The 18126-nt window shown below is 70.0% G+C and carries 19 protein-coding genes and 1 pseudogene; 9 read left to right on the top strand and 11 right to left on the bottom strand.

Annotation, left to right across the window (positions count from 1 at the left end; all coding sequences use genetic code 11):
• Positions 1–100: 100 nt before the first annotated feature.
• The gene (locus NYZ98_RS15765) at positions 101–2164 is read right to left on the bottom strand and encodes a cellulose binding domain-containing protein (protein ID WP_262843526.1); all 2064 of its coding nucleotides are present in this window, start codon (positions 2162–2164) and stop codon (positions 101–103) included.
• Between the two features lie 333 nt (positions 2165–2497).
• On the opposite strand from NYZ98_RS15765, the gene NYZ98_RS15760 reads away from it, so the two are divergent.
• Both NYZ98_RS15760 and NYZ98_RS15755 read left to right on the top strand, forming a co-directional pair.
• A complete protein-coding gene (locus tag NYZ98_RS15760; protein WP_262843525.1) occupies positions 2498–3541 on the top strand; it encodes a pectate lyase family protein in 1044 nt (347 codons plus the stop codon).
• Between the two features lie 148 nt (positions 3542–3689).
• On the top strand, positions 3690–4535 hold the full coding sequence (locus NYZ98_RS15755) for an SDR family oxidoreductase (RefSeq protein ID WP_262843524.1): 846 nt from the start codon (positions 3690–3692) through the stop codon (positions 4533–4535).
• On the opposite strand, the gene NYZ98_RS15750 is transcribed toward NYZ98_RS15755, so the two are convergent.
• Positions 4514–5101, bottom strand: coding sequence for a GNAT family N-acetyltransferase (locus NYZ98_RS15750; protein ID WP_262843523.1), 588 nt, complete (start codon positions 5099–5101; stop codon positions 4514–4516). The genes NYZ98_RS15755 and NYZ98_RS15750 overlap by 22 nt on opposite strands.
• Entirely contained in the window at positions 5101–6423 is a 1323-nt protein-coding gene (locus NYZ98_RS15745) for a helix-turn-helix domain-containing protein (RefSeq protein WP_262843522.1), read from the bottom strand. The genes NYZ98_RS15750 and NYZ98_RS15745 overlap by 1 nt, the downstream gene beginning before the upstream one ends.
• 203 nt (positions 6424–6626) lie before the next feature.
• Between NYZ98_RS15745 and NYZ98_RS15740 the strand changes: the two genes are divergently transcribed.
• The 5 genes and pseudogenes from NYZ98_RS15740 to NYZ98_RS15720 all read left to right on the top strand — a co-directional run bounded on the left by NYZ98_RS15740 (position 6627) and on the right by NYZ98_RS15720 (position 9482).
• Positions 6627–6848: a hypothetical protein gene (locus NYZ98_RS15740; protein ID WP_262843521.1), complete on the top strand. Its 222-nt coding sequence runs from the start codon at positions 6627–6629 to the stop codon at positions 6846–6848.
• Positions 6845–7117: a hypothetical protein gene (locus tag NYZ98_RS15735; protein WP_262843520.1), complete on the top strand. Its 273-nt coding sequence runs from the start codon at positions 6845–6847 to the stop codon at positions 7115–7117. The genes NYZ98_RS15740 and NYZ98_RS15735 overlap by 4 nt, the downstream gene beginning before the upstream one ends.
• Positions 7118–7443: 326 nt before the next feature.
• Entirely contained in the window at positions 7444–7977 is a 534-nt protein-coding gene (locus NYZ98_RS15730; protein WP_262843519.1) for a hypothetical protein, read from the top strand.
• Positions 7978–8283: 306 nt separating this feature from the next.
• A pseudogene (locus NYZ98_RS15725) lies at positions 8284–8456 on the top strand (IS256 family transposase); the annotation flags it as partial.
• A gap of 45 nt (positions 8457–8501) precedes the next feature.
• Complete coding sequence (locus tag NYZ98_RS15720) at positions 8502–9482, top strand: threonine ammonia-lyase (protein ID WP_262843605.1); 981 nt, start codon at positions 8502–8504, stop codon at positions 9480–9482.
• Positions 9483–9504: 22 nt separating this feature from the next.
• Here NYZ98_RS15720 and NYZ98_RS15715 read toward each other — a convergent pair whose 3' ends face one another.
• Positions 9505–9906, bottom strand: coding sequence for an excalibur calcium-binding domain-containing protein (locus tag NYZ98_RS15715; protein WP_262843604.1), 402 nt, complete (start codon positions 9904–9906; stop codon positions 9505–9507).
• A gap of 38 nt (positions 9907–9944) precedes the next feature.
• Positions 9945–10409, bottom strand: coding sequence for a hypothetical protein (locus NYZ98_RS15710; protein WP_262843518.1), 465 nt, complete (start codon positions 10407–10409; stop codon positions 9945–9947).
• Between the two features lie 259 nt (positions 10410–10668).
• Between NYZ98_RS15710 and NYZ98_RS15705 the strand changes: the two genes are divergently transcribed.
• A complete protein-coding gene (locus tag NYZ98_RS15705) occupies positions 10669–10791 on the top strand; it encodes a hypothetical protein (RefSeq protein WP_262843517.1) in 123 nt (40 codons plus the stop codon).
• A 295-nt stretch (positions 10792–11086) separates the two neighbouring features.
• Here the strand turns inward: NYZ98_RS15705 and NYZ98_RS15700 are convergent, their stop codons facing one another.
• On the bottom strand, positions 11087–12046 hold the full coding sequence (locus NYZ98_RS15700) for a quinone oxidoreductase family protein (protein WP_262843516.1): 960 nt from the start codon (positions 12044–12046) through the stop codon (positions 11087–11089).
• Between the two features lie 263 nt (positions 12047–12309).
• A complete protein-coding gene (locus NYZ98_RS15695) occupies positions 12310–12876 on the bottom strand; it encodes a hypothetical protein (protein WP_262843515.1) in 567 nt (188 codons plus the stop codon).
• Positions 12877–13043: 167 nt separating this feature from the next.
• On the opposite strand from NYZ98_RS15695, the gene NYZ98_RS15690 reads away from it, so the two are divergent.
• The gene (locus NYZ98_RS15690; RefSeq protein ID WP_262843514.1) at positions 13044–14036 is read left to right on the top strand and encodes an Acg family FMN-binding oxidoreductase; all 993 of its coding nucleotides are present in this window, start codon (positions 13044–13046) and stop codon (positions 14034–14036) included.
• Positions 14037–14159: 123 nt separating this feature from the next.
• On the opposite strand, the gene NYZ98_RS15685 is transcribed toward NYZ98_RS15690, so the two are convergent.
• From NYZ98_RS15685 to NYZ98_RS15670, 4 genes are all read right to left on the bottom strand, one after another.
• Entirely contained in the window at positions 14160–14567 is a 408-nt protein-coding gene (locus tag NYZ98_RS15685) for a pyridoxamine 5'-phosphate oxidase family protein (protein ID WP_262843513.1), read from the bottom strand.
• Positions 14568–14949: 382 nt separating this feature from the next.
• The gene (locus NYZ98_RS15680) at positions 14950–15609 is read right to left on the bottom strand and encodes a response regulator (protein WP_262843512.1); all 660 of its coding nucleotides are present in this window, start codon (positions 15607–15609) and stop codon (positions 14950–14952) included.
• A gap of 161 nt (positions 15610–15770) precedes the next feature.
• Positions 15771–16202 carry a pyridoxamine 5'-phosphate oxidase family protein gene (locus tag NYZ98_RS15675; RefSeq protein WP_262843511.1) on the bottom strand — a complete coding sequence of 144 codons (432 nt, stop codon included), beginning with the start codon at positions 16200–16202 and terminating at the stop codon, positions 15771–15773.
• Between the two features lie 40 nt (positions 16203–16242).
• On the bottom strand, positions 16243–18000 hold the full coding sequence (locus NYZ98_RS15670; RefSeq protein ID WP_262843510.1) for an acetate--CoA ligase family protein: 1758 nt from the start codon (positions 17998–18000) through the stop codon (positions 16243–16245).
• Positions 18001–18126 lie beyond the last annotated feature (126 nt).

Below are 18126 nucleotides of genomic sequence, written 5' to 3'. Positions count from 1 at the left end.
CGCCAGGGCGGCGGACGCCAGGAAGGTCGGCGGACGCCAAGGAAGGGCCCGCGAACGCCAAGGAAGGGCGCCGAGATCCTCGGCGCCCTTCGTCGTGAGGTCAGGCGGTGTGGCAGAGCGTGCCGTTGAGGGTGAACACGGACGGCAGGATGTTGGGGCCGCTGTACCCGGCGACGAAGCCGATGTTCACGGTGCCCCCTCCCGCGGCGAGCCCGCCGTTGGTGGCGAGGCTGGTGACCTTGACGGTGCGGCCGTTCTGCTGCCAGTCGCCGTTCCAGCCGCCGTTCATCTGCTGCCGGCCGGTCGGCCAGGTGAACGTGAGCGTCCAGCCGTCGATGGCGTGCGGGCCGGTGTTGGTGACGTCCACCCCGGCGACGTAGCCGCTGCCCCAGTCGTCGTTGTCGGTGTACCGGACCGTGCAGGTGCTGGTCGCCGGGCTGCCGGTGGCGAAGGTGAGCGGGGGAGAGGCCCACGACACCTTGCCCGCGGTGTCGCGGGCCAGCACGTTCACGGTGTACCGGGTGCCGGGGTCGAGGTTCCCGGCGGTCAGCGAGGTGCCCGGGGTCTCGCCGAGCTGCTCGCTGATCGCGCCGTTCTGCCGGTACACCTCGTACTTGGCGATCGGCCGGTCGCCCGGGGTGGCGGCGGGCCAGGAGAGGGTGGCGGTCCGGTCGGTGACCGCGGCGGCGGCGGGCTGGCCCGGCGCCCCGGGCGCCCCGGTGCTCTGGGCGGCCGGATGCAGCACGATCGTGGTCAGCGAGTACGGCGGGAGCGTCTGGCCGGTCGCGCTACCGGTCTGGGCGGAGGTGACCGAGGTGCCGCCGTTGAGGTAGGAGTACACCTTGGGCGGGCCCGCGGCCGGAATGTACCCGGCGTAGCCGATGCCGGCCTGGTAGGAGTTGACCGGGTCCTTGTTCACCAGCAGGACGGCGAGGTCGCCGTCGCGGCGGCGGACGGCGTGCGCGGTGACCAGCGGCTGGTCGGTGCCCGCCCGCAGGAACTGGTCGCCCGGCCGGGCGAAGGCGTTCATCATCGCCAGCCCGTGGTACGGCGCGAAGGGCGTGTTGAGCGCCGGTTCGCACGTCGTCCCGTCGGCCGTGCAGCCGGCGCTGGAGAGCAGGCCGAAGTCGCCGTAGTCAGTCTGACCGGCGACGGTGGACACCGTCCCGATGCCGTTGTGCACGTTCCACCAGTTGACGGTGAAGACGCCGTTCTCCAGCAGCCCGCTGTAGACGTCGGCGAGGAACAGGGCGGCCGGCTGGGTGTTCTGGCCCACGCCCACGTTCAGCTCGGTGAGGCTGATGCCGATGCGTGAGGCGCCCGCGCCGGCGTACTGGGCGATCTGCCGGCGCAGCAGGTAGACGGCGTCGTCGATCTGCTCCGGTTTGGCCAGCGCCTCCGCCGCCGTGCCGCCGCCCGGATACCAGTGCACGTCCACGAAATCGATCTTGGATCCGGCGACGGAGAGCACCGTCTGGTTCCAGGTGGCCGAGTCGCCCTCGCCGACCAGCCCGTCCGGCCAGTTCGCGGGCGTGGTGAGCACCGCGCCCACCTTGACGGACGGGTCGACCGCCTTCATCGCGTCGGCGAACGCGACGACGGCGTTGGCGTAGGCGACCGGCCGCTTGTCGGCGTGCTCGTCGGCCTCCCAGGCGGAGCCGTAGTGGCCGTTGCCGTAGTTCTCGTTGCCGATCGTCCAGTACTTGGCGCTGTAGGACTTGGTCACGTTGGCGTACCGGACCCAGTCGGCGGCCTCCTCGGGCGTGCCGGTGCCGTAGTTCGCGATGATCATCGGCTGGGCGCCGGTCCGCCGTACGGCGGCCATGAACGTGTCGAAGTCGGTGTTCGGGGCGACGTACCCGCCCGGCGCGGTGTGGGTCTTCCAGTGGTAGATGTCAGCGTAGGAGCCGCCCGGGTACCGGATCATCCGTACCCCGGCGGTCTTCAGCAGATCGGACACGGCCGTGGTGCCGAGCTCGGTGTCCCAGATCGCGTCATTGACCCCCAGGCCGGTGGCAGGAGCGGTGGCCAGCCCGGCCCGTGCGTTCACCGTGACCGTCACGGGCGGGGGCGCCGCGCCCGCCGCCGGCAGGCCGGGCCCCATGGACATGACGGCCCCGGTGAGCACCGTCGCGGCCACGACGGGAAGTCGGCGAATCCTCATCAGGAATCCCATCGACGGGTGTTGATCGAAGTGGCCTCATGCTGGGTTCGCCCTCTCGGCCTGTCAACGACGCGCCCCGGCACCGCCTTCTCGGCGCTTCGGCGGTGGCGGGCCCGCGACGGGTCCGATCTGGTGCAACCCGCCTGGTACGGCACCGAACCCGGCTCTACTGGGCGGCCCCGCCGGCGTGCGGTCCGGCACCGTACCGGCGTGAAAATTTCAGCCGTGACCACCGCAGTCATGGTCATTTAGTTTGTTTAGTTGACATACAAAACAGAGGTGCGTCTTCCTCGGTGCCTGTGGGCCGGCCGCGGTATGGCCACGGGGATGTGCGTGAGCGACAAGGACGGCTCGACCGCGGGCGGCAACCCGATCGTCCAGGAGACCTGCTCCGACGTCGCCCGCATGCAGTTCGCCTTCACCTTCGTCTCCGGCCCCACCGCCACCCCCGGCCCGACGCCCACCGGGCGGGTCTGGCCGGCCGACGCGGACGGGTTCGCCTCCACCAGCGGCATGGGCGACACCACGACGACCGGCGGCGCGGCCGGCCCCACGGTCACCGTCACGACGTACGCCGACCTGGTGAGGTACGCCACCGCCTCGGCCGCGTACGTCATCCGGGTCGACGGCGCGATCACCGTCACCCCCTACGGCACCGAGATCAGGGTGGCCTCCGACAAGACGATCGTCGGCGCCGGGACCAGGGGGCACATCGTCAACGGCGGCTTCTTCCTGGGCGGTGGCGTGCACAACGTGATCATCCGGAACCTCACGATCCGCGACACCCGGGTGGCCTCCGACGACCCCGACGACAAGGACTTCGACTACGACGGCATCCAGATGGACACCGCGCACCACGTCTGGATCGACCACAACACCATCACCCGCATGAACGACGGCCTGATCGACAGCCGCCTGGACACCACCTACCTGACCGTGTCCTGGAACGTGCTGTCGGAGAACAACAAGGCCTTCGGCATCGGGTGGACCACGAACGTCACCTCGCGGATGACGATCCACCACAACTGGATCCACGACGACAACCAGCGCAACCCGAGCACCGACAACGTCGCCTACGCCCACCTGTACGACAACTACCTGCAGAACATCAGCTCGTACGGGAACTACGCCCGGGGCGCGACCAAGATGGTGCTGGAGAACGGCTACTTCGACAACGTCAAGGATCCCTACTACCGGGACGACGCCGCGCAACTGCGCCAGTCCGGCAGCATCGTGGTCAACTCCACCGGCCGGCAGGAGACCGGCGGTTCGGCGTTCACCCCGAGCTCGTTCTACCCCTACACCCTCGACCCCGCCTCCCAGGTCCCCACGCTGCTGCGCACCTACGCGGGCCCCCAGGCCGGCATCGGCACGTGACCGGCCTCTCGCACCCTCGGCGACCGGGCCGGTTCTCCTCGGCGACCGGCCGATTCTCCTCGGCGACCGGCCGATTCCTCTCGGCGATCGGCCGGTTCAGCGCCCCGGCCAAGGGTCGCACGCGGCCGATCGGCTACGGTGACCGGCCATGAGGGTCGTCATCGTCGGTGGCAGCGGTCTGCTCGGCCGCGAACTCGTCCGCCGGTGTTCGGCGGCCGGGGAGGAGGTGGCCGCGACCTACCTGACCCGGCCAGGAGCGGCGACCGCCGGAGTCGAGTGGGTCCCGCTCGACGTGCGCCGGCCAGATGACGTCGACGCGCGGATCAGCGCGTTCAAGCCCGATGTGGTCATCAACGCCGCCTACCGGCAGGCGGACTGGGCGACCACGGCGACCGGGGCCGTCAACGTCGCCCTCGCCGCCTCCGCGTCGGGCGGGCGCCTGGTCCACGTGTCCAGCGACGCGGTCTTCTCCGGCGCCGCGATCCACTACGACGAGACGTGCGCCCCCGACCCGATCACCCCGTACGGCGCGGCCAAGGCCGCCGCCGAGACGGCGGTGAGCGCGATCGCGCCGGGCGCGGTGATAGCCCGGACCTCCCTGATCATCGGTGCCGGCGACTCCGCGCACGAGACGCTGGTGCACGCCCTGGCCACCGGCCGGAAGCAGGGAACGCTGTTCACCGACGACGTGCGCTGCCCCGTACACGTCACCGACCTCGCCGCCGCACTCCTCGAACTCGCCGCCTCCGACCACCACGGCATCCACCACGTCGCCGGCCCCGACGCCCTGAGCCGCTACGAACTCGGCCTCCTCATAGCCCACCGCGACGGCCTCGACCCGTCCCGCCTCCCAAAAGGCCGCCGAGCCGACACCACCTCCCCCGCCCCCTTGGACGTACGCCTGACCTGCCACACAACCCAACAACACCTCCACACCAAACTCCGCGGCGCGCGACGGTTTCTGGGTGAGGTTCACCCTGGCCGCCGGGGCTGAAACAGCGGACCTTCGCGAGGAGAGGCGGCGAGCGGACCGCCGAGCTTGAGCACCATCACGTCAGCGACATCAGCGTCCGGTGTCGGCTGGTTGGTCCCGGTGGCATGCCACCCCAAGTGCTCGTACATGTCATGCGCCGGGGCTCTCGGCAGGCTTAGCAGTGTCGCCCAAGGCTCCGGCCGGGCCCCCAGCAGTTCGTCCAGCAGCCGCCTGCCGTGCCCGTGGCCGCGGCGCTCTGCGATCACGTTGAGTTCGATGACCGCGAACTTCTCGCTTTCGACCACATCCTCAGGCGCGGGAGTGGTGTTCCCGCCCCACCACCGGCCGGCAGCGAACGGAAGCCCGAATGCCCACCCGATCAGCCTGCCGTCGTCACGGGCCGACACCAGGTGAAACCCCGGGCTGCCGACCTGCCGGCGAGTCCGCTCCAAGTACCGCTCCCTGGAGGCGTTCGGGTTGCTGTTGTACGGCGGCTCCGCCTGAATCTCCAGGTAGGGGATCACGTATTCGTCGTCCAGAACCTCTACGGCATCCCCATCATGCTTGTGCTCGAAAACGATCCCCATCAATTTCTCCCGGCCGGGAGCGCGAGTAGGTCGCGGTACTCGACTACAGAGGATCGCGTATTAGCCACCTCCGGCACCGCGTTGGCTACCCCGAGAGCCATATGGTGGACGAACCGGGTGACGTTGTCCCCGAGTCCGGTCAGGACCCTACGGGCATGGCCGAGCCCATCGTCGATATGGCCGCGCCGCACCTCGGAGTAGGCGCAGTGCAGTTCGACCTGGGCGCGCTGTCGCGGTCGGCCTACCGGGTAGGACGCCAGCGCCTCTTCCTGGGCACGGTCGGCGCTCGGGTGCCCAGCCAGGGTGAACACCAGGGACCTGGAGTAGAGCAGCCGAAACGTCGGCCACCCCTCGGCCGACAGCAGATCCGAAGTGACAGCGCTGGGAAGACGCTCGAACACCCGTACCTGCTCATCCAACGTGGCGCACGCCTGCGCGACATCGCCGGCCAGGGTTAGCGCATGAGATCGAGCACCGAGAGCCTCCACCGTAGCCACACAGGCCCGCCCCCCAGACAGCGCCAAGGCCTTGTCGGCGCGGTCCAGCACCAACACTGCCGGCCGGTCCTCGTGCAACGCCTGCACAGCTTCCGAGGCATACGCCGCCGCTTGCACGTCCTGGTCGCCGGTTCGTTCAGCCGCTCGGCGGGCAGTCGTCCACCAGTGGCGCGACTCACGGGCATATCCGGTCGACCCGAGTGTGTGAGCCAGCAGGTTCGTCATACGTGCGTTGACCCGCAACCACCGAGAGGTTTCTCGGGGCGGCACACAGTTCATGGTCTTCTGGAGCGCGAGCACATCAGCGGCCAAGTCACCGAGCACTTCCACCTGAGAGCGTGCCACGATCGCGTGGGAGTACTCCCACACCAATTCTTCGAAGTCGTCGATGCCGGGATCGCCGACAGTCTGGTCAACGACGGACCTCAGCCGCTCCAGCCCGTCCTGGAACGGCGCGGAGGCGGCGCTGCCCGCTGCGGCGAAGCCACCGAGAAGGAGTTGCCGGCGGAGTGCGTCCATGGTTTCAGCATCCCACCGCTCCGCGATTGCGGGGGATGGTCGTGGCGTCTCGTTGGCCAACGCGAACCCGTACATCGTGAACAGAATGCCGCCGGCGTTGAGGGCTTGATCAAGCCGTCGCATGGCGTCCTCGGCGGGCCGTCGTGTCCCTCGCTCCCACTTGGCCAGCAGCGACGGATCTATCGGAACCTTCGGCGCCGTCTCAGTGAGCGTCAAACCGGCCAGCTCCCGCCACTGCCGCAGGGCTGCGCCCAGTAAGTGCCAAGGCGAGATCGATCCATCGACCGCGTCAGGACCACGTGGCATACCGGCTCCTCGTTTTGGACACCGTTGGCCAATCCGAACTGGCCAAAACGCTGACCTAGGAATCGTGCCTGATCGCCACCAGCATGGCACAGAGGTCTACACACCGCGCTGCCCCGATAGCGCAACGTCACCTGAAAGCGGAGCCCGACGAGGCAGGGTTGATCACCTGGTGGGTTCCTTGATCGGACGTGGAGGTCCGGCTCATGCAGGAGTCCAGATCCATCTCGCATCGCGCGACGACCCCAACCGGCTGGCGAGTGTTCCGCAGCAGCGCGGGCCGTTTCTGGGCAACCCGAGAGCGCGCGTACGACGAGGCGGGCGAGGCTTCCGGCGCTTGGCGTACGGTCGACGCCGATGACGAGATCGCGTTGTGCCGGGCCATCGCCGAGCAGGAGGCCCGGGCAGAACTGGCGCGCTTCTCGTGACCACGGCAGCGGTTGCGGGGTCGCGCGCGGATGCCCAGTTCGCCGTGCTGGAGCAGACCTACCCCGGGTGGCACATCACCCGCTTCACCCGCTCCGACGGAACCTTCGGCGGCTGGTGGGCCACCCGGCGCGTCTCGCTACTCCCGTCCCACCGCTCGGCCGGCCTGGTACCGTCCATCGCCCGATGGGACGCGTTGTCCCTGTCCAGCGAACTGGCCGCGCAGGACGCCCTCGGCCAGAGAATCGGCTACACCGTGGCATCGCCATGAGCCGACTCACCGATTCGCTGATCTCCGCCGCCCGAGACCGATGATCTTGTTCTGAATGGCGAGATCCGTTGATTCCGCAGCCGAAATGGCTCGTGGCGCTCTGCGCCCACATCCTCACCATGGGTCACAATCTGGTATCTACATCACCGCTGCGGTAACCCGTCAGGGTGCGTTGCCCGTCCACGGAGACGACACGGTCAGCCACTCGCTGGAATCAGACGATGCCCTGGCCGGCAAGGACCTCACCGATCTCCTTCCCGGCAAAGAATTCGTGCTCGGTCGTACCGGCCGCCTGACTCCTACGACAGCATGCAGAAAGCAGTCAGATGACCCACCAGTACAACCCTCAGCAGGTCACACATTTCCAACAGCCGCAGCGGCCACCGAAGAAGGGTTTCAGCGGCATGGTCCTCGCCCTTGCTCTGGTAGGTGGGCTTGCGGTCGGGTGTATCGGCGGAGTCGGTATTGGCTTAGCCGGATCATCGGGCAAGCCCATAGCGACCACGGCCAATGTTCCTGCGGCCGATAACGAGCCCGCTTCCGAGCAGGCGAGCGCGGAGCCCTCAGCGGATCACACACCCAAGCCCAGCGAATTCAGGGTCACCATAAAGGTGATCAAGAGTGAGTGTTTCAGTTCGGCTGGAGCCATAGTCACATATCGTGCCCAACTTGCCTATTCGGGCAACTCGCTGCCCGAAGACAAGACATTCACCGTGTCCTACAAGATTTCCGGTGGGCAGGACCCCGCGACGGGAGCGATAGACGTCACTGGCGATGAGATAAGCAGGCCGGCCCAGGAGACCATTCAGACTCCGACCTGCACGTCGGCGCTGAGGGCCAAGGTCACTCAGGTTCTCTGAGAAGAACGGGAAAGCCCTGCCGTCTCAGAACGGCAGGGCTCCTTGCCATGAGCGCTCCGAGCCAGCCGACATCGTCCCGGAAGAGAAGAGCCAAACCCACTGGTCACCCGAGCCCACCGTCACCCAGAGCCCTTCACGAACCTCATGATCCACTAAAGTGCGGATGAGGTGCTCCTTGGCGAATTTGCCGCCGTGGGCGCGTAACGCCTGAAGATCACCGGAAGCTAGGTGGACGAAGCCCCATCGGCCGTCGCCTAGATCAGTGAGGGCCGTCGAAGAGCTGCGGGCCCTGTGCGAACACTTATCCAGCATCAGGGGCATTTGCGCACCACAAACCAGGTCGAATCAACCTTCGCCACAGTGCGGACCGGACAAAGGCAATCAAGGGAACTGGCTGCCGAACTGCTGGCCTGGCGATGGCACTCCAGCTCATCCAGACCGCTCAGGACCGCTGGGGCGCGGTCGATCGCCCCCACTTGTCGCGCTCGTCCGCGCGAGTGGATGTGGGGCTACGCTGCTGGGTCATGGGGGAGACGCGTCTTGATATTGCTCGGATTCGGGGGGCTCGTGGGGTTATCGATCCGGTTTTTCTTGGTAGTCCGTTGTATCGGTGTGAGGGGCTGGGGGCCCGTCTCGGGTGTGTGGTGAGTGTCAAGCTGGAGACGGCGAATCCGGTGCGGAGTTTCAAGGCTCGTGGTACCGAGGTGGTCGCCAGCCTGCTCGCGGACAGTGGGGCGCGGGCCGTGGTGTGTGCGAGTGCGGGGAATCTTGGGCAGGCGCTCGCCTGGTCCGGTCGTGGGCGGGGGATCGAGGTCACCGTCGTGGCATCGCGCTTCGCGCCCTCGGTCAAGCTTGATCGGATCCGTGCGTTGGGTGCCAGGTTGGAGCTGGTGGACGGCGACTTCGACATGGCCCGCGAGCGGGCGGCGGCGATCGCGTCGTACGACGGCATCCGGCTGGTCGAGGACAGCCTGGACATCGAGACCTGTGAGGGCGCGGCCACCATCGGCCTGGAACTGGTGGACGCCGTGCCGTCGTTCGACGCCGTTCTGATCGCTCTCGGCGGCGGGGCGCTGGCCACTGGTGTGGGTCACGTGGTCAAGGCCCTGGCGCCCGGCGTCGAGGTGATCTGCGTCCAGCCGCTGGGCGCGCCGGCGATGACCCGCTCGTGGCGCCGGCGACGTGTCGTCACCACCGACTCGACCCACACCATCGCCGACGGCGTCGCCGGCCGGCGGCCCATCCCGGCCGTACTGGACGACCTCCTCCTGGTCGCCGACGACGCCGTCCTGGTCCAGGAGACGTCGATCATCACCGGCATGCGGATGCTCCTCGACCACGCCGGCCTTGTCGTCGAACCGTCGGCCGCGCTCGGCGTCGCCGCGATCCTCGAAGACCGCGAACGCTTCGCCGGCCGGCACGTGGTCACGATCGTGTGCGGCGGCAACGTCGACATGGACGCCTACCACCGCTGGGTCGGGCCGACTCCCGGCCGACCGTCTTGATATCGAACCTGGGAGAGGAGCGTCAGCGCTCGCAGACGACTCCGTCGCCGTCGCGGTCCTGGTACCAGTTGTACTCGGGGTCGACGTTCCGGCGGTACGGGCCGTAACCGTGCTTGTTGGCCTCGGCGCAGGTGGGGTAGCGGGGGTCGTCGCCCGGTGGCGGGGGAGGGGTCGTGGGCTTCGTGGTCGGCTTCGGTTTCGGCGTGGGCTTCGGCTTCGGGGTCGGTTTGGGCGTGGGCTTGGGATTGGGATTGGTCCCGGTGTCGCATCGGCCCGACCACACCCGTAACCGGGCCGCCTTCGCCTTGGACTGGTCGCCGCGGACCACCTTGATGAACCGGTCGTTCGGCGCCACCAGGACCGCCTTGCCGTACCCGTAGCGGACCAGGCTGCGGTTCACGAACGTCCCGCCGCTCTTCCACACGTAGAACAAATAACGACCCGAGAATGCGCTGGGCGTGGTCAGGTGGGGTCGTCCAGTAGCTGGGTCAGGCGTTCCAGGCCGTCTTTGATGAGTCGCCCGTAGTCGTCGTCGGCGAGTGCGTCGATTTGGGTGCGTGCCTGGTGGAGGTGTTCGCGGGCGTGGGGGAGGTCGCCCAGTTTGCGGTAGCAATCGCTCAGATTGAGGTGCAACGACGGGTACAGGCCGGCCACCGAAAGCGTCACCCCGGCTTCGCCCACCCGTTCGTCGGTGACCAGATCGGCGGCGGCGAGCGCTCGCAGATCCCACATCAGCTCCTGGTGCGCGTCGTCCTGCACGTCGGCCATCGAGTGGGCGAGGACGCACACATGCAGCGGGTCGCCTTGCTCGCCGCCGATGTCATCCCAGATCTGCGCGAACAGGTCGCGAGCGGCGTCGCGCTGACCTTGGTGGTGGTGCAACTCCACCCCCTGGCCGATCCGGGTCATCGTGGGGTCGGTGGTCATCGGCGGCTCCTTCACCGTCGCGGGCGACGGCGGCCAGCTTACCCGCCCGGCGTGACTTAACGATCTTCGAGTTTCCGACCGGCCGGGGGCGTTTTCGCAGGGCCGGCGGGGGTGCCGTGCGGGCGGGCGTCAGGCGTGGCAGGAAGTGGTCAGGGGCGGGCAGCTTGCTGCCGTCCATTCGTCTGGTTCGAGGCCGGGAATTGCCGGAGAGTTGTACTCACAAGGACGAACACAAAGCCTCCCAGAAAAGAGAACGAAAATGACGAACTCCACTTTCTCCCCGGTCACCTCCACCCGCACCGCCGGCACCACCTGGGACTCCCGCGCTGCGGGCACCACCTGGGACTCCTTCTCCAAGACCCCCGGCACCACCTGGGACTGAGGATAGGAAATGCCTCGAACTGAATGGTAAGCCGGAAGATTGATCCCCCGTAAATTCAAAGAATTCATAATTCAAGCAGCGTGACCGGCGAACACAAGCTTCGGATGACTTTTCGAAAAGCCCGGCAGGCCGACTAAGACCCTCTTGATCCGCGTACGGGATCGACGGCATCGGCGCACATCGAGACCACGGGCAGACAGACGATCACCTCATAGTCAGTGACACACTTCTTCCCTCGCGTCGAGTGACGTCCATGCGTCGAGTGACGTCCATGCGCCCAGCTGAGGCGCGGTCGTCATGAGGTCATGGTGAGGACGATTCGGCCGGTGGTGGTGCCCCGGGACTGGCGGGTCCATGCGTGTTCGGCGTCCGCGAGCGGGACGGTCTCGTGGGCGACGGTCAGTCGCCCCTGTGCGACCAGTCCGGCGATCATGGTGATGGCGGTCGCGCGCTGCTCGGCGCTCAGCTCGTTGTTCGTGTACCCGAGCAGCCGCAGCGACCTGCCGCGCAGGGTGGCGGAGTCGAGCGGGCAGGTCTCGGCGGCGGAACTGCCGAGGTTCACCATCCGGCCGCCGGGGCGCAGGGTACGGGCCGCGGCCGCCGCCGGGGGCCCGAAAAGCGGGTCGAGGACCAGGTCGACCGGTCCGTCGGCGGCGGCCGAGAAGCGGGCCGCCAGCTCGGTCACGTCGTCGGTGTCGAGCGCGACGACCGCGTCTGCGCCGGCCCGTTCCGCGCGTTCCCGCGCGGACGCCGAGCGCGCGCCCGCGACGATCCGGCGCGCCCCGGCGAGCCTGGCGAGCTGGACGGCGGCCTGCCCGACCACCCCGCCGGCGCCGAGCACCAGCACCTGCTCGCCCGCCACGAGCTCGCCGCGCATGCTCAGCGCCATGTGAGCGGCGACGGCGGAGAGCCCGAGGGCCGCGACGGCGACGGGGTCGGCGCCCTCCGGCAGCTCGACGAGGTCCGCCACGGGCACGACGGCGTACTCGGCCATGCTCCCGTCGCCCGGGGCCATCCCCGCCGTCGTCGGGAACCACACCGGCCGCCCGCCTGCCGTCCCCACCCCCTGCACGCCCGGCACGTACGGCGTGGCGGGCCTGCCGAAGTAGGACGTGCCGGTCGCGCAGAGCAGGTCGAGCGGGGTGACGGGAGCGGCGTGGACCTCGACGAGCTTCTCGCCGGGGCCGGGCACGGGGACGGGGACACCGGCCACCGCCGGTGGCCGGCCGGGCTCGTGGATCTGTGCGGCGCGCATAGGTGCCGTGCTCTCCGTCATCCGCTCCACCGTTCGTCCGCTGTGCGGACAGTCGTCCGCAGAGAATATGGGAGGGATCGTACTACCGAGGGCAAGGCCCCCGACGTCGGACCGGGAACGGGCGGGCCGTCACCCTTGAAAGGGGTCGCGTTGCCGGAGCGGCTTCGGGAAGGGCCGGGCCGAGTTCGCGCCATGAAGGCGGGCAACGCGACGGCGCCCGCCCTTCGGGGTGAAGGGCGGGCGCCGGGTGGTGCCGTGGGGGTCTACTTCAGGACGGGGTAGCGCCTGACCAGGTCGGTGCGGCCCCACCACTCGCCGATGCCCAGGGTGTTCCCGGCGCCGGCCAGGGCCAGGCCGACCAGCACGATGGCGTAGATGATGTGCTCGTCGAGGAACGGGTTGGAGGCCAGCGGCAGCTCGGCGGCCCACATGAACACCAGGAGCAGGGTGCCCGCGGCGGCGGCGATCCGCATTCCGGCGCCCAGGATGAGGGCGGTGCCGATGCCGAGCAGGCCGAGCATGAACAGCCAGTCGACCCAGGGCTGCCCGGCCAGGCCGCCGAAGAATCCGCCGAGCGCGTGGCCGTCGGTGCCCTTGAGGAATCCGGTGGTGGGGCTGCCCCCGTTGATCCAGGAGCGGGCGGCGGGAGTGGCGAAGCCCCAGCCGAACATCTTGTCGAGGAAGGCCCACAGGAAGATCCAGCCGAGGGCGATACGGGCGACGGACCAGGCATAGGCGGCCGACGGCCTGGTCACCGGCGAGGACTCGGCCTTCACGACGGGGGTGCGGGGAGCGGCGTCACTCTGGTGGCGCCCTTCGGCGAGTGCCATGACTGGCCCTTTCAGTGCGGAGGTCACTGTTCTTGTACGTCTTCATCACACCGTTTCGCCGCGTCGGCGTGCAGTGCCGTACGACCGCGGCGGTCCCGCCGGATTGCCCGGTGAAGACGGGACCTTCGGCACTGCCGGTCGCCGCGGCGCCGGAAGAAGGGTGGACCATGAGCATGCGCAAGAGTGAGGTCGCCCTCGCGATGAACGGGGCGGTCGAGGCGGCGGTCTGGGCGCCGTCGGTGCACAACACCCAGCCGTGGTCGTTCGCCCTGTCCGGCGAGGAGATCAGCCTGCGCGGCGATCCCGACCGCAGGCTTCGCCTCGCCGACGAGTCCGGGCGCCAGATGACGATCAGCTGCGGCGCGGCCCTGTTCAACCTGCGTACGGCGCTCGGCGAGCTGGGCTTCGAGCCGGTCGTGCGGACGCTGCCCGATCCCGCCCGCCCGCTCCTGCTGGCGACCGTCCGGCCGGGTGCGGTCGCGCGGGCCGACGAGCACCGCCACGCCCTGTACGAGGAGATCATGCGGCGCCGGACCCATCGTGCCGGGTTCAGCGGCACGCCCGTCCCCGGCGAGCTGGTCCAGGAACTGACCGCCCAGGCCGCCATGGAGGGGGCGCGCCTGACGCCGGTGCGGTCGGAGGCCGCCGTGCGCGTGCTGGCCGCGCTCACCAACGCGGCCCAGGACGTACAAGCCGAGGACCGCGGGCTGAGCCTGGAGCTGATCCGCTGGAGCGGCCCTCCCGGCAGCGCACGGCGGGACGGCGTCCCGGCGCATGGCTACCCGAGCGAGCCGAGGCGTACCCATCCGCAGCACTTCGCCCAGCGCGGCTACGGCTGGAGCCGCTGGAGCGGCAGCGAGGACGATCAGCGCATGTCCACGTCGACCGGGCTGGTGGCGGTGCTGACCACGCCGGCCGACCGGCCTGAGGACTGGCTGGCCGCCGGGCAGGCGCTCCAGCACGTCCTGCTGCACGCGTCGGCGCACGGGGTCCAGGCCGCCTTCCACACGCAGGCGCTGGAGATGTGTGAGCTCCGGGAATTCCTGCGCGGGCACCTGCTGTCGGGAGAGCACCCGCAAATGATCATGAGGCTGGGCATGGCCCTCACCGAAACCTCCAGTGTCCGCCGTCCCGCCTCGGAGGTCGTCGACAGGGACTGACCCCGCCGGCGGCGCCCGCCGGACGCGGGACCAGCGCCGGACGCGGGACCAGCGCCGGACGCGGGGGCCGGCGTCGGATGCGGGACCAGCGCTGGGCGCGGGGACCAGCGCCGGACGCGGGCACTAGCGCCGGATGCGGCGGCCGGAGATCTGTTCGGGGAGCACCACGATGAAGTGCTCGCGACCGCCCGGGGCCCACGGGGTCAGGGGGAGCCGCGACAGGCGGGCGATCTCTTCGGGGTCGTCGGTGGCACGAGCGCGGCCGACCGCGGTGACCGACCACCCGGTCAGGGTTCCGGCGTCGTACTCGTCCGCCTCGAACGCGACGATCGTGTCCCTGGCGGCGGTGGCCAGCCTGGAGCCGGCGGCCGTCCGGAGCACGATCCGCTGCCCGTCCAGCAGGAAGTTCACCGGCTGGACGGCGGGGAGCGCGCGATCGGTGTACACGATCCGCCCGATCGGCACCGAAGCGAGCAGCGCGAGGCATTCCTCGCGGGAGAGGACCTGCAGGCCGGCCGAGTCTACTTTCACCCCGCCAGCTTGACGAGGGCCGACCATGGCGGGAAGGGACCAAGGTCCCGTCATGGCGGGAACTTCCGCCGGAACCGGACCGCCGGAACCGGTCCGCCGGAACCGGTCCGCCGGAACCGGTCCGCCGGAACCGGTCCGCCGGAACCGGTCCGCCGGAACCGGTCCGCCGGAACCGGTCCGCCGGAACCGGTCCGCCGGAACCGGTCGCCAGGAGGACGGTCCTCCCCGCCCCTCGGAAGGACGTTCCTCACTGCCCCAGGACAGGCGGTGCTCCCGCCCCGGGAAGGCCAGTGCCCCCGCCCCAGGACGGGCGGTGCTCGCGCCCCCGGGAAGGCCAGTGCTCCCGCCCGGGAAGGGCGGTGCTCCCTGGCTCAGGGGAAGGTCAGTTCTCCGTGTCCCTGGGTGCCGGATGGTCGGCCTTCAGGCGGGCGGACAGTGCCGCCACCTGGGTGCGGCGTTGCAGGTTGAGCTTGCTCAGCACGTTGGACACGTAGTTCTTGATGGTCTTCTCGGCAAGGAACAGCCGCTCGCCGATCTGGCGGTTGGTCATCCCCTCGCCGATCAGGTCGAGGATGTTCCGCTCCTGGTCGGTGAGCACGGCCAGCGGGTCCTTGTGACCGGCCTGGTCGCGCAGGCGCCGCAGCATCGTGGCGGTGGTGGCCGGGTCCAGCAGCGACTGACCGGCCGCGACCGTGCGCACCGCCCCCACCAGGTCCGACCCGTGGATCTGCTTGAGCACGTACCCGGAGGCGCCGGCCATCACCGCCGTGAACAGGGCCTCCTCGTCGGCGTAGGAGGTGAGCATGAGGCAGGCCAGTCCCGGCACGCGGGAGCGCACCTCCCGGCACACGTCCACCCCGCTGCCGTCGGGCAGCCGGACGTCCAGGACCGCCACGTCCGGCTTGAGTGCGGGGATGCGCGCCACCGCCGACTCCGCCGTGCCGGCCTCGCCCACGACCTCGATATCGTCCTCGACGCTCAGCAGCGCCGCCACGCCCCGCCGTACCACTTCATGGTCATCCACCAGGAACACCCGAATCATGTCTTGGACGGTATTCCCCCTCGGCCCTCCGGCGATAGGGGACCGAAGTCCTCCGCGACACGACCGAAGTCCTCCACGGCACGGCCGGAGGTCCCGGCCGCCCGGGCCGCGGCGAAGGCCCCTGACCTGCGCGCGATCTCGCGGGCCGCGTGCGGTGCCTGTCAGCGGCGGATGCGGCGGCCGGTCAGCCGTACGGGGTCGACGCGGATGTAGAGCCGCCGCTCACCGCCGGCCCAGGGTTCCACCGCGGCGGAGCTCACGGTGGCGAGCTCCTCCTCGGAGGAGACGCGGTGCGCCGCCCCCTGGATCAGCACGCTCCACCCCTTCCTGGCCGCGGCGTCGATGTGGTCCACCTCGAAGGCGATCTTGAATTCGACGCCCCTGACGCCGGTGCTCAGATCCTCGTCCATCGGCCCGCCGAAGGCGGTGCGGAACAGCACCGACGAGCCGAGCATCGTGTAGTTGACCGGGATCACCACCGGCCCGGCGGAGCCGGTGAACGCCACTCTGCCGACGCCTCCCGGGGAGATGAGCCGCAGGCACTCCTCGGCGTCGAGCTCTTCCAGGACCGGTGCGGAAACGCGCTCGTTCATGGTCATTCTCCTTCTGAGTGATCTTGTAAAAGCGCGCCGGTCAGCGGAGACGGCGCAGGAACGGGGACGGACGAGGCCCGGCGGGCGCGAGGCGGACGCGGACGTCCACCGCGACCGCGCCGGCCGGTGTGACGATCACCGGGTTGAGGTCCAGCTCGGCCACCTCGGGAATGTCGTCCATGAGGCGGCCCACCCCGGCGATCTGCGCCCGCAGCTCCTCGGTGTTCACGACGGGACGGCCCCGGTAGCCCCGCAGCAGCGGCTCGCACCGCAGTTCGCCCAGCATCCGCCCGGCGTCCGCGTCGCTGATCGGCGGGACCCGGAAGGCGCGGTCGGCCAGCAGCTCGGCCGTCACCCCGCCCATTCCGGCCATCACCAGCGGCCCGAAGGTCTCGTGCGCCACCCCGCCGACGATCATCTCCACGCCGTCGGCGGCCATGCGCTGGACCAGCGCGCCGGTCATCGCGGTCCCGAGCCGGTCGGCCATCTCCTGGTAGGCCCGCCCCACCTCCTCGACGCCGTCCAGGTTCACCCGCACCCCGCCGACGTCGCTCTTGTGCACCAGGTCCGGGCCGGTGGCCTTGAGCGCGACGGGCGGGCCGAGCCGGGCGGCGGCCGCGCAGGCGGCTTCGCGCCCGCCGACCGGGACGGCCTCGGCCACCCGGATCCCGTACGCGCCGAGCAGGCGGGCCGCGGCCGGATAGTCGAGCCACCCGCCCTGGGTGTGGTCCCGCAGTTCGCTCTCGACGATCTCCCGCGCCGCCAGGGCGTGCACGGGAGGGACCTCGACGACGACGTCGGCGGGGCGCGAGCGCCACGCGGCGTACTCCACGGCGCGGCCGAGCGCGTGGACGGCCTGCTCGGGGAAGGCGTAGCTCGGCACGCGGGAGCCGATCAGCCCGTCGTCCCCGAGCACGCAGGCCAGCACGGTCTTGCCCGAGCCACGCGAGGCCGCGTCGATCGCCTCCTTGGTCGCCACAGGCCCCGAGCCGAACGGCGGGGTGTAGACGACCAGCACGGCGTCCACGTCCGGGTCGGCCAGCACGGTGCGTATCGCGTGCGCGAGCTCGGCGGCCTCGCCGTCGGCGGTCACGTCCACCGGATTGCCGACGGCCGCGGCCGCGCGAAGCCCGGCGCTCAGCGCGTCACGGGTGGCGGGGGACAGCTCGGGGACCGACAGGCCCCGCTGCTCGCAGGCGTCGGCGGTCATGGCCTGCGGGCCGCCGGAGTTGCCCACGATCGCGACCCGCCCGCCCTTGGGAAGCGGCTGGTGGACCAGCAGCCTGGCGGTGTCCAGCAGGTCGCGGACGCTGTCCTCCCTGATGACGCCGGAGGCCCGCAGCAGCGCGTCGACGGCCGCGTCCGGGGTCGCCGCCGCGGCGGTGTGCGACCGTACGGCGCGGTCGCCGGCGCCGCCGCGCCCGCTCTTGACCACCAGGACCGGCTTCTTGCCGCTCACCCGGCGGGCGATGCGGCCGAACCGGCGCGGGTTGCCGAACGACTCCAGGTACAGGGCGATGACCTCGGTCGCCGGGTCGTCCTCCCAGAACTCCAGCATGTCGTTGCCGCTGACGTCGGCCTTGTTGCCGACCGAGGCGAACGAGGAGATGCCCAGCCCGACCCCCTCGGCGCGGTCGATCACCGCGGCGGCGACGGCGCCGGACTGCGACATCAGGCCCAGCCGTCCCGCCGAGGGCGTCCCGGGCAGGAAGCTCGCGTTGAGCGACGCGGCGGTGTTGACGATGCCGAGGCAGTTCGGCCCGACCAGGCGCATGCCCGCGTCGCGGCAGATCCGCACTAGGAGCTGTTCGGAGTTCGGATCTAGGTGAGGCCCGGTGGCTGGTAGAACTCGGATGTGGCGCGTTTTGATGTGACCGATGCCGAGTGGGCGTTGATCGAGCCGTGTCTGCCGGTGGCGGCTACC

This window comes from Sphaerisporangium corydalis (assembly GCF_025506355.1).
Lineage (GTDB): Bacteria > Actinomycetota > Actinomycetes > Streptosporangiales > Streptosporangiaceae > Sphaerisporangium > Sphaerisporangium corydalis.
This window is presented reverse-complemented; position numbering and strand designations above follow the sequence as displayed.

What these genes read in the sequence shown, in the direction of transcription:
- NYZ98_RS15765 (WP_262843526.1), bottom strand. Translation starts at nt 2,164, where the DNA reads ATGAGGATTCGCCGACTTCCCGTCGTGGCCGCGACGGTGCTCACCGGG.
- NYZ98_RS15755 (WP_262843524.1), top strand. Translation starts at nt 3,690, where the DNA reads ATGAGGGTCGTCATCGTCGGTGGCAGCGGTCTGCTCGGCCGCGAACTC.
- NYZ98_RS15750 (WP_262843523.1), bottom strand. Translation starts at nt 5,101, where the DNA reads ATGGGGATCGTTTTCGAGCACAAGCATGATGGGGATGCCGTAGAGGTT.
- NYZ98_RS15745 (WP_262843522.1), bottom strand. Translation starts at nt 6,423, where the DNA reads ATGCCACGTGGTCCTGACGCGGTCGATGGATCGATCTCGCCTTGGCAC.
- NYZ98_RS15740 (WP_262843521.1), top strand. Translation starts at nt 6,627, where the DNA reads ATGCAGGAGTCCAGATCCATCTCGCATCGCGCGACGACCCCAACCGGC.
- NYZ98_RS15730 (WP_262843519.1), top strand. Translation starts at nt 7,444, where the DNA reads ATGACCCACCAGTACAACCCTCAGCAGGTCACACATTTCCAACAGCCG.
- NYZ98_RS15720 (WP_262843605.1), top strand. Translation starts at nt 8,502, where the DNA reads ATGGGGGAGACGCGTCTTGATATTGCTCGGATTCGGGGGGCTCGTGGG.
- NYZ98_RS15710 (WP_262843518.1), bottom strand. Translation starts at nt 10,409, where the DNA reads ATGACCACCGACCCCACGATGACCCGGATCGGCCAGGGGGTGGAGTTG.
- NYZ98_RS15705 (WP_262843517.1), top strand. Translation starts at nt 10,669, where the DNA reads ATGACGAACTCCACTTTCTCCCCGGTCACCTCCACCCGCACCGCCGGC.
- NYZ98_RS15700 (WP_262843516.1), bottom strand. Translation starts at nt 12,046, where the DNA reads ATGCGCGCCGCACAGATCCACGAGCCCGGCCGGCCACCGGCGGTGGCC.
- NYZ98_RS15695 (WP_262843515.1), bottom strand. Translation starts at nt 12,876, where the DNA reads ATGGCACTCGCCGAAGGGCGCCACCAGAGTGACGCCGCTCCCCGCACC.
- NYZ98_RS15690 (WP_262843514.1), top strand. Translation starts at nt 13,044, where the DNA reads ATGAGCATGCGCAAGAGTGAGGTCGCCCTCGCGATGAACGGGGCGGTC.
- NYZ98_RS15680 (WP_262843512.1), bottom strand. Translation starts at nt 15,609, where the DNA reads ATGATTCGGGTGTTCCTGGTGGATGACCATGAAGTGGTACGGCGGGGC.
- NYZ98_RS15675 (WP_262843511.1), bottom strand. Translation starts at nt 16,202, where the DNA reads ATGAACGAGCGCGTTTCCGCACCGGTCCTGGAAGAGCTCGACGCCGAG.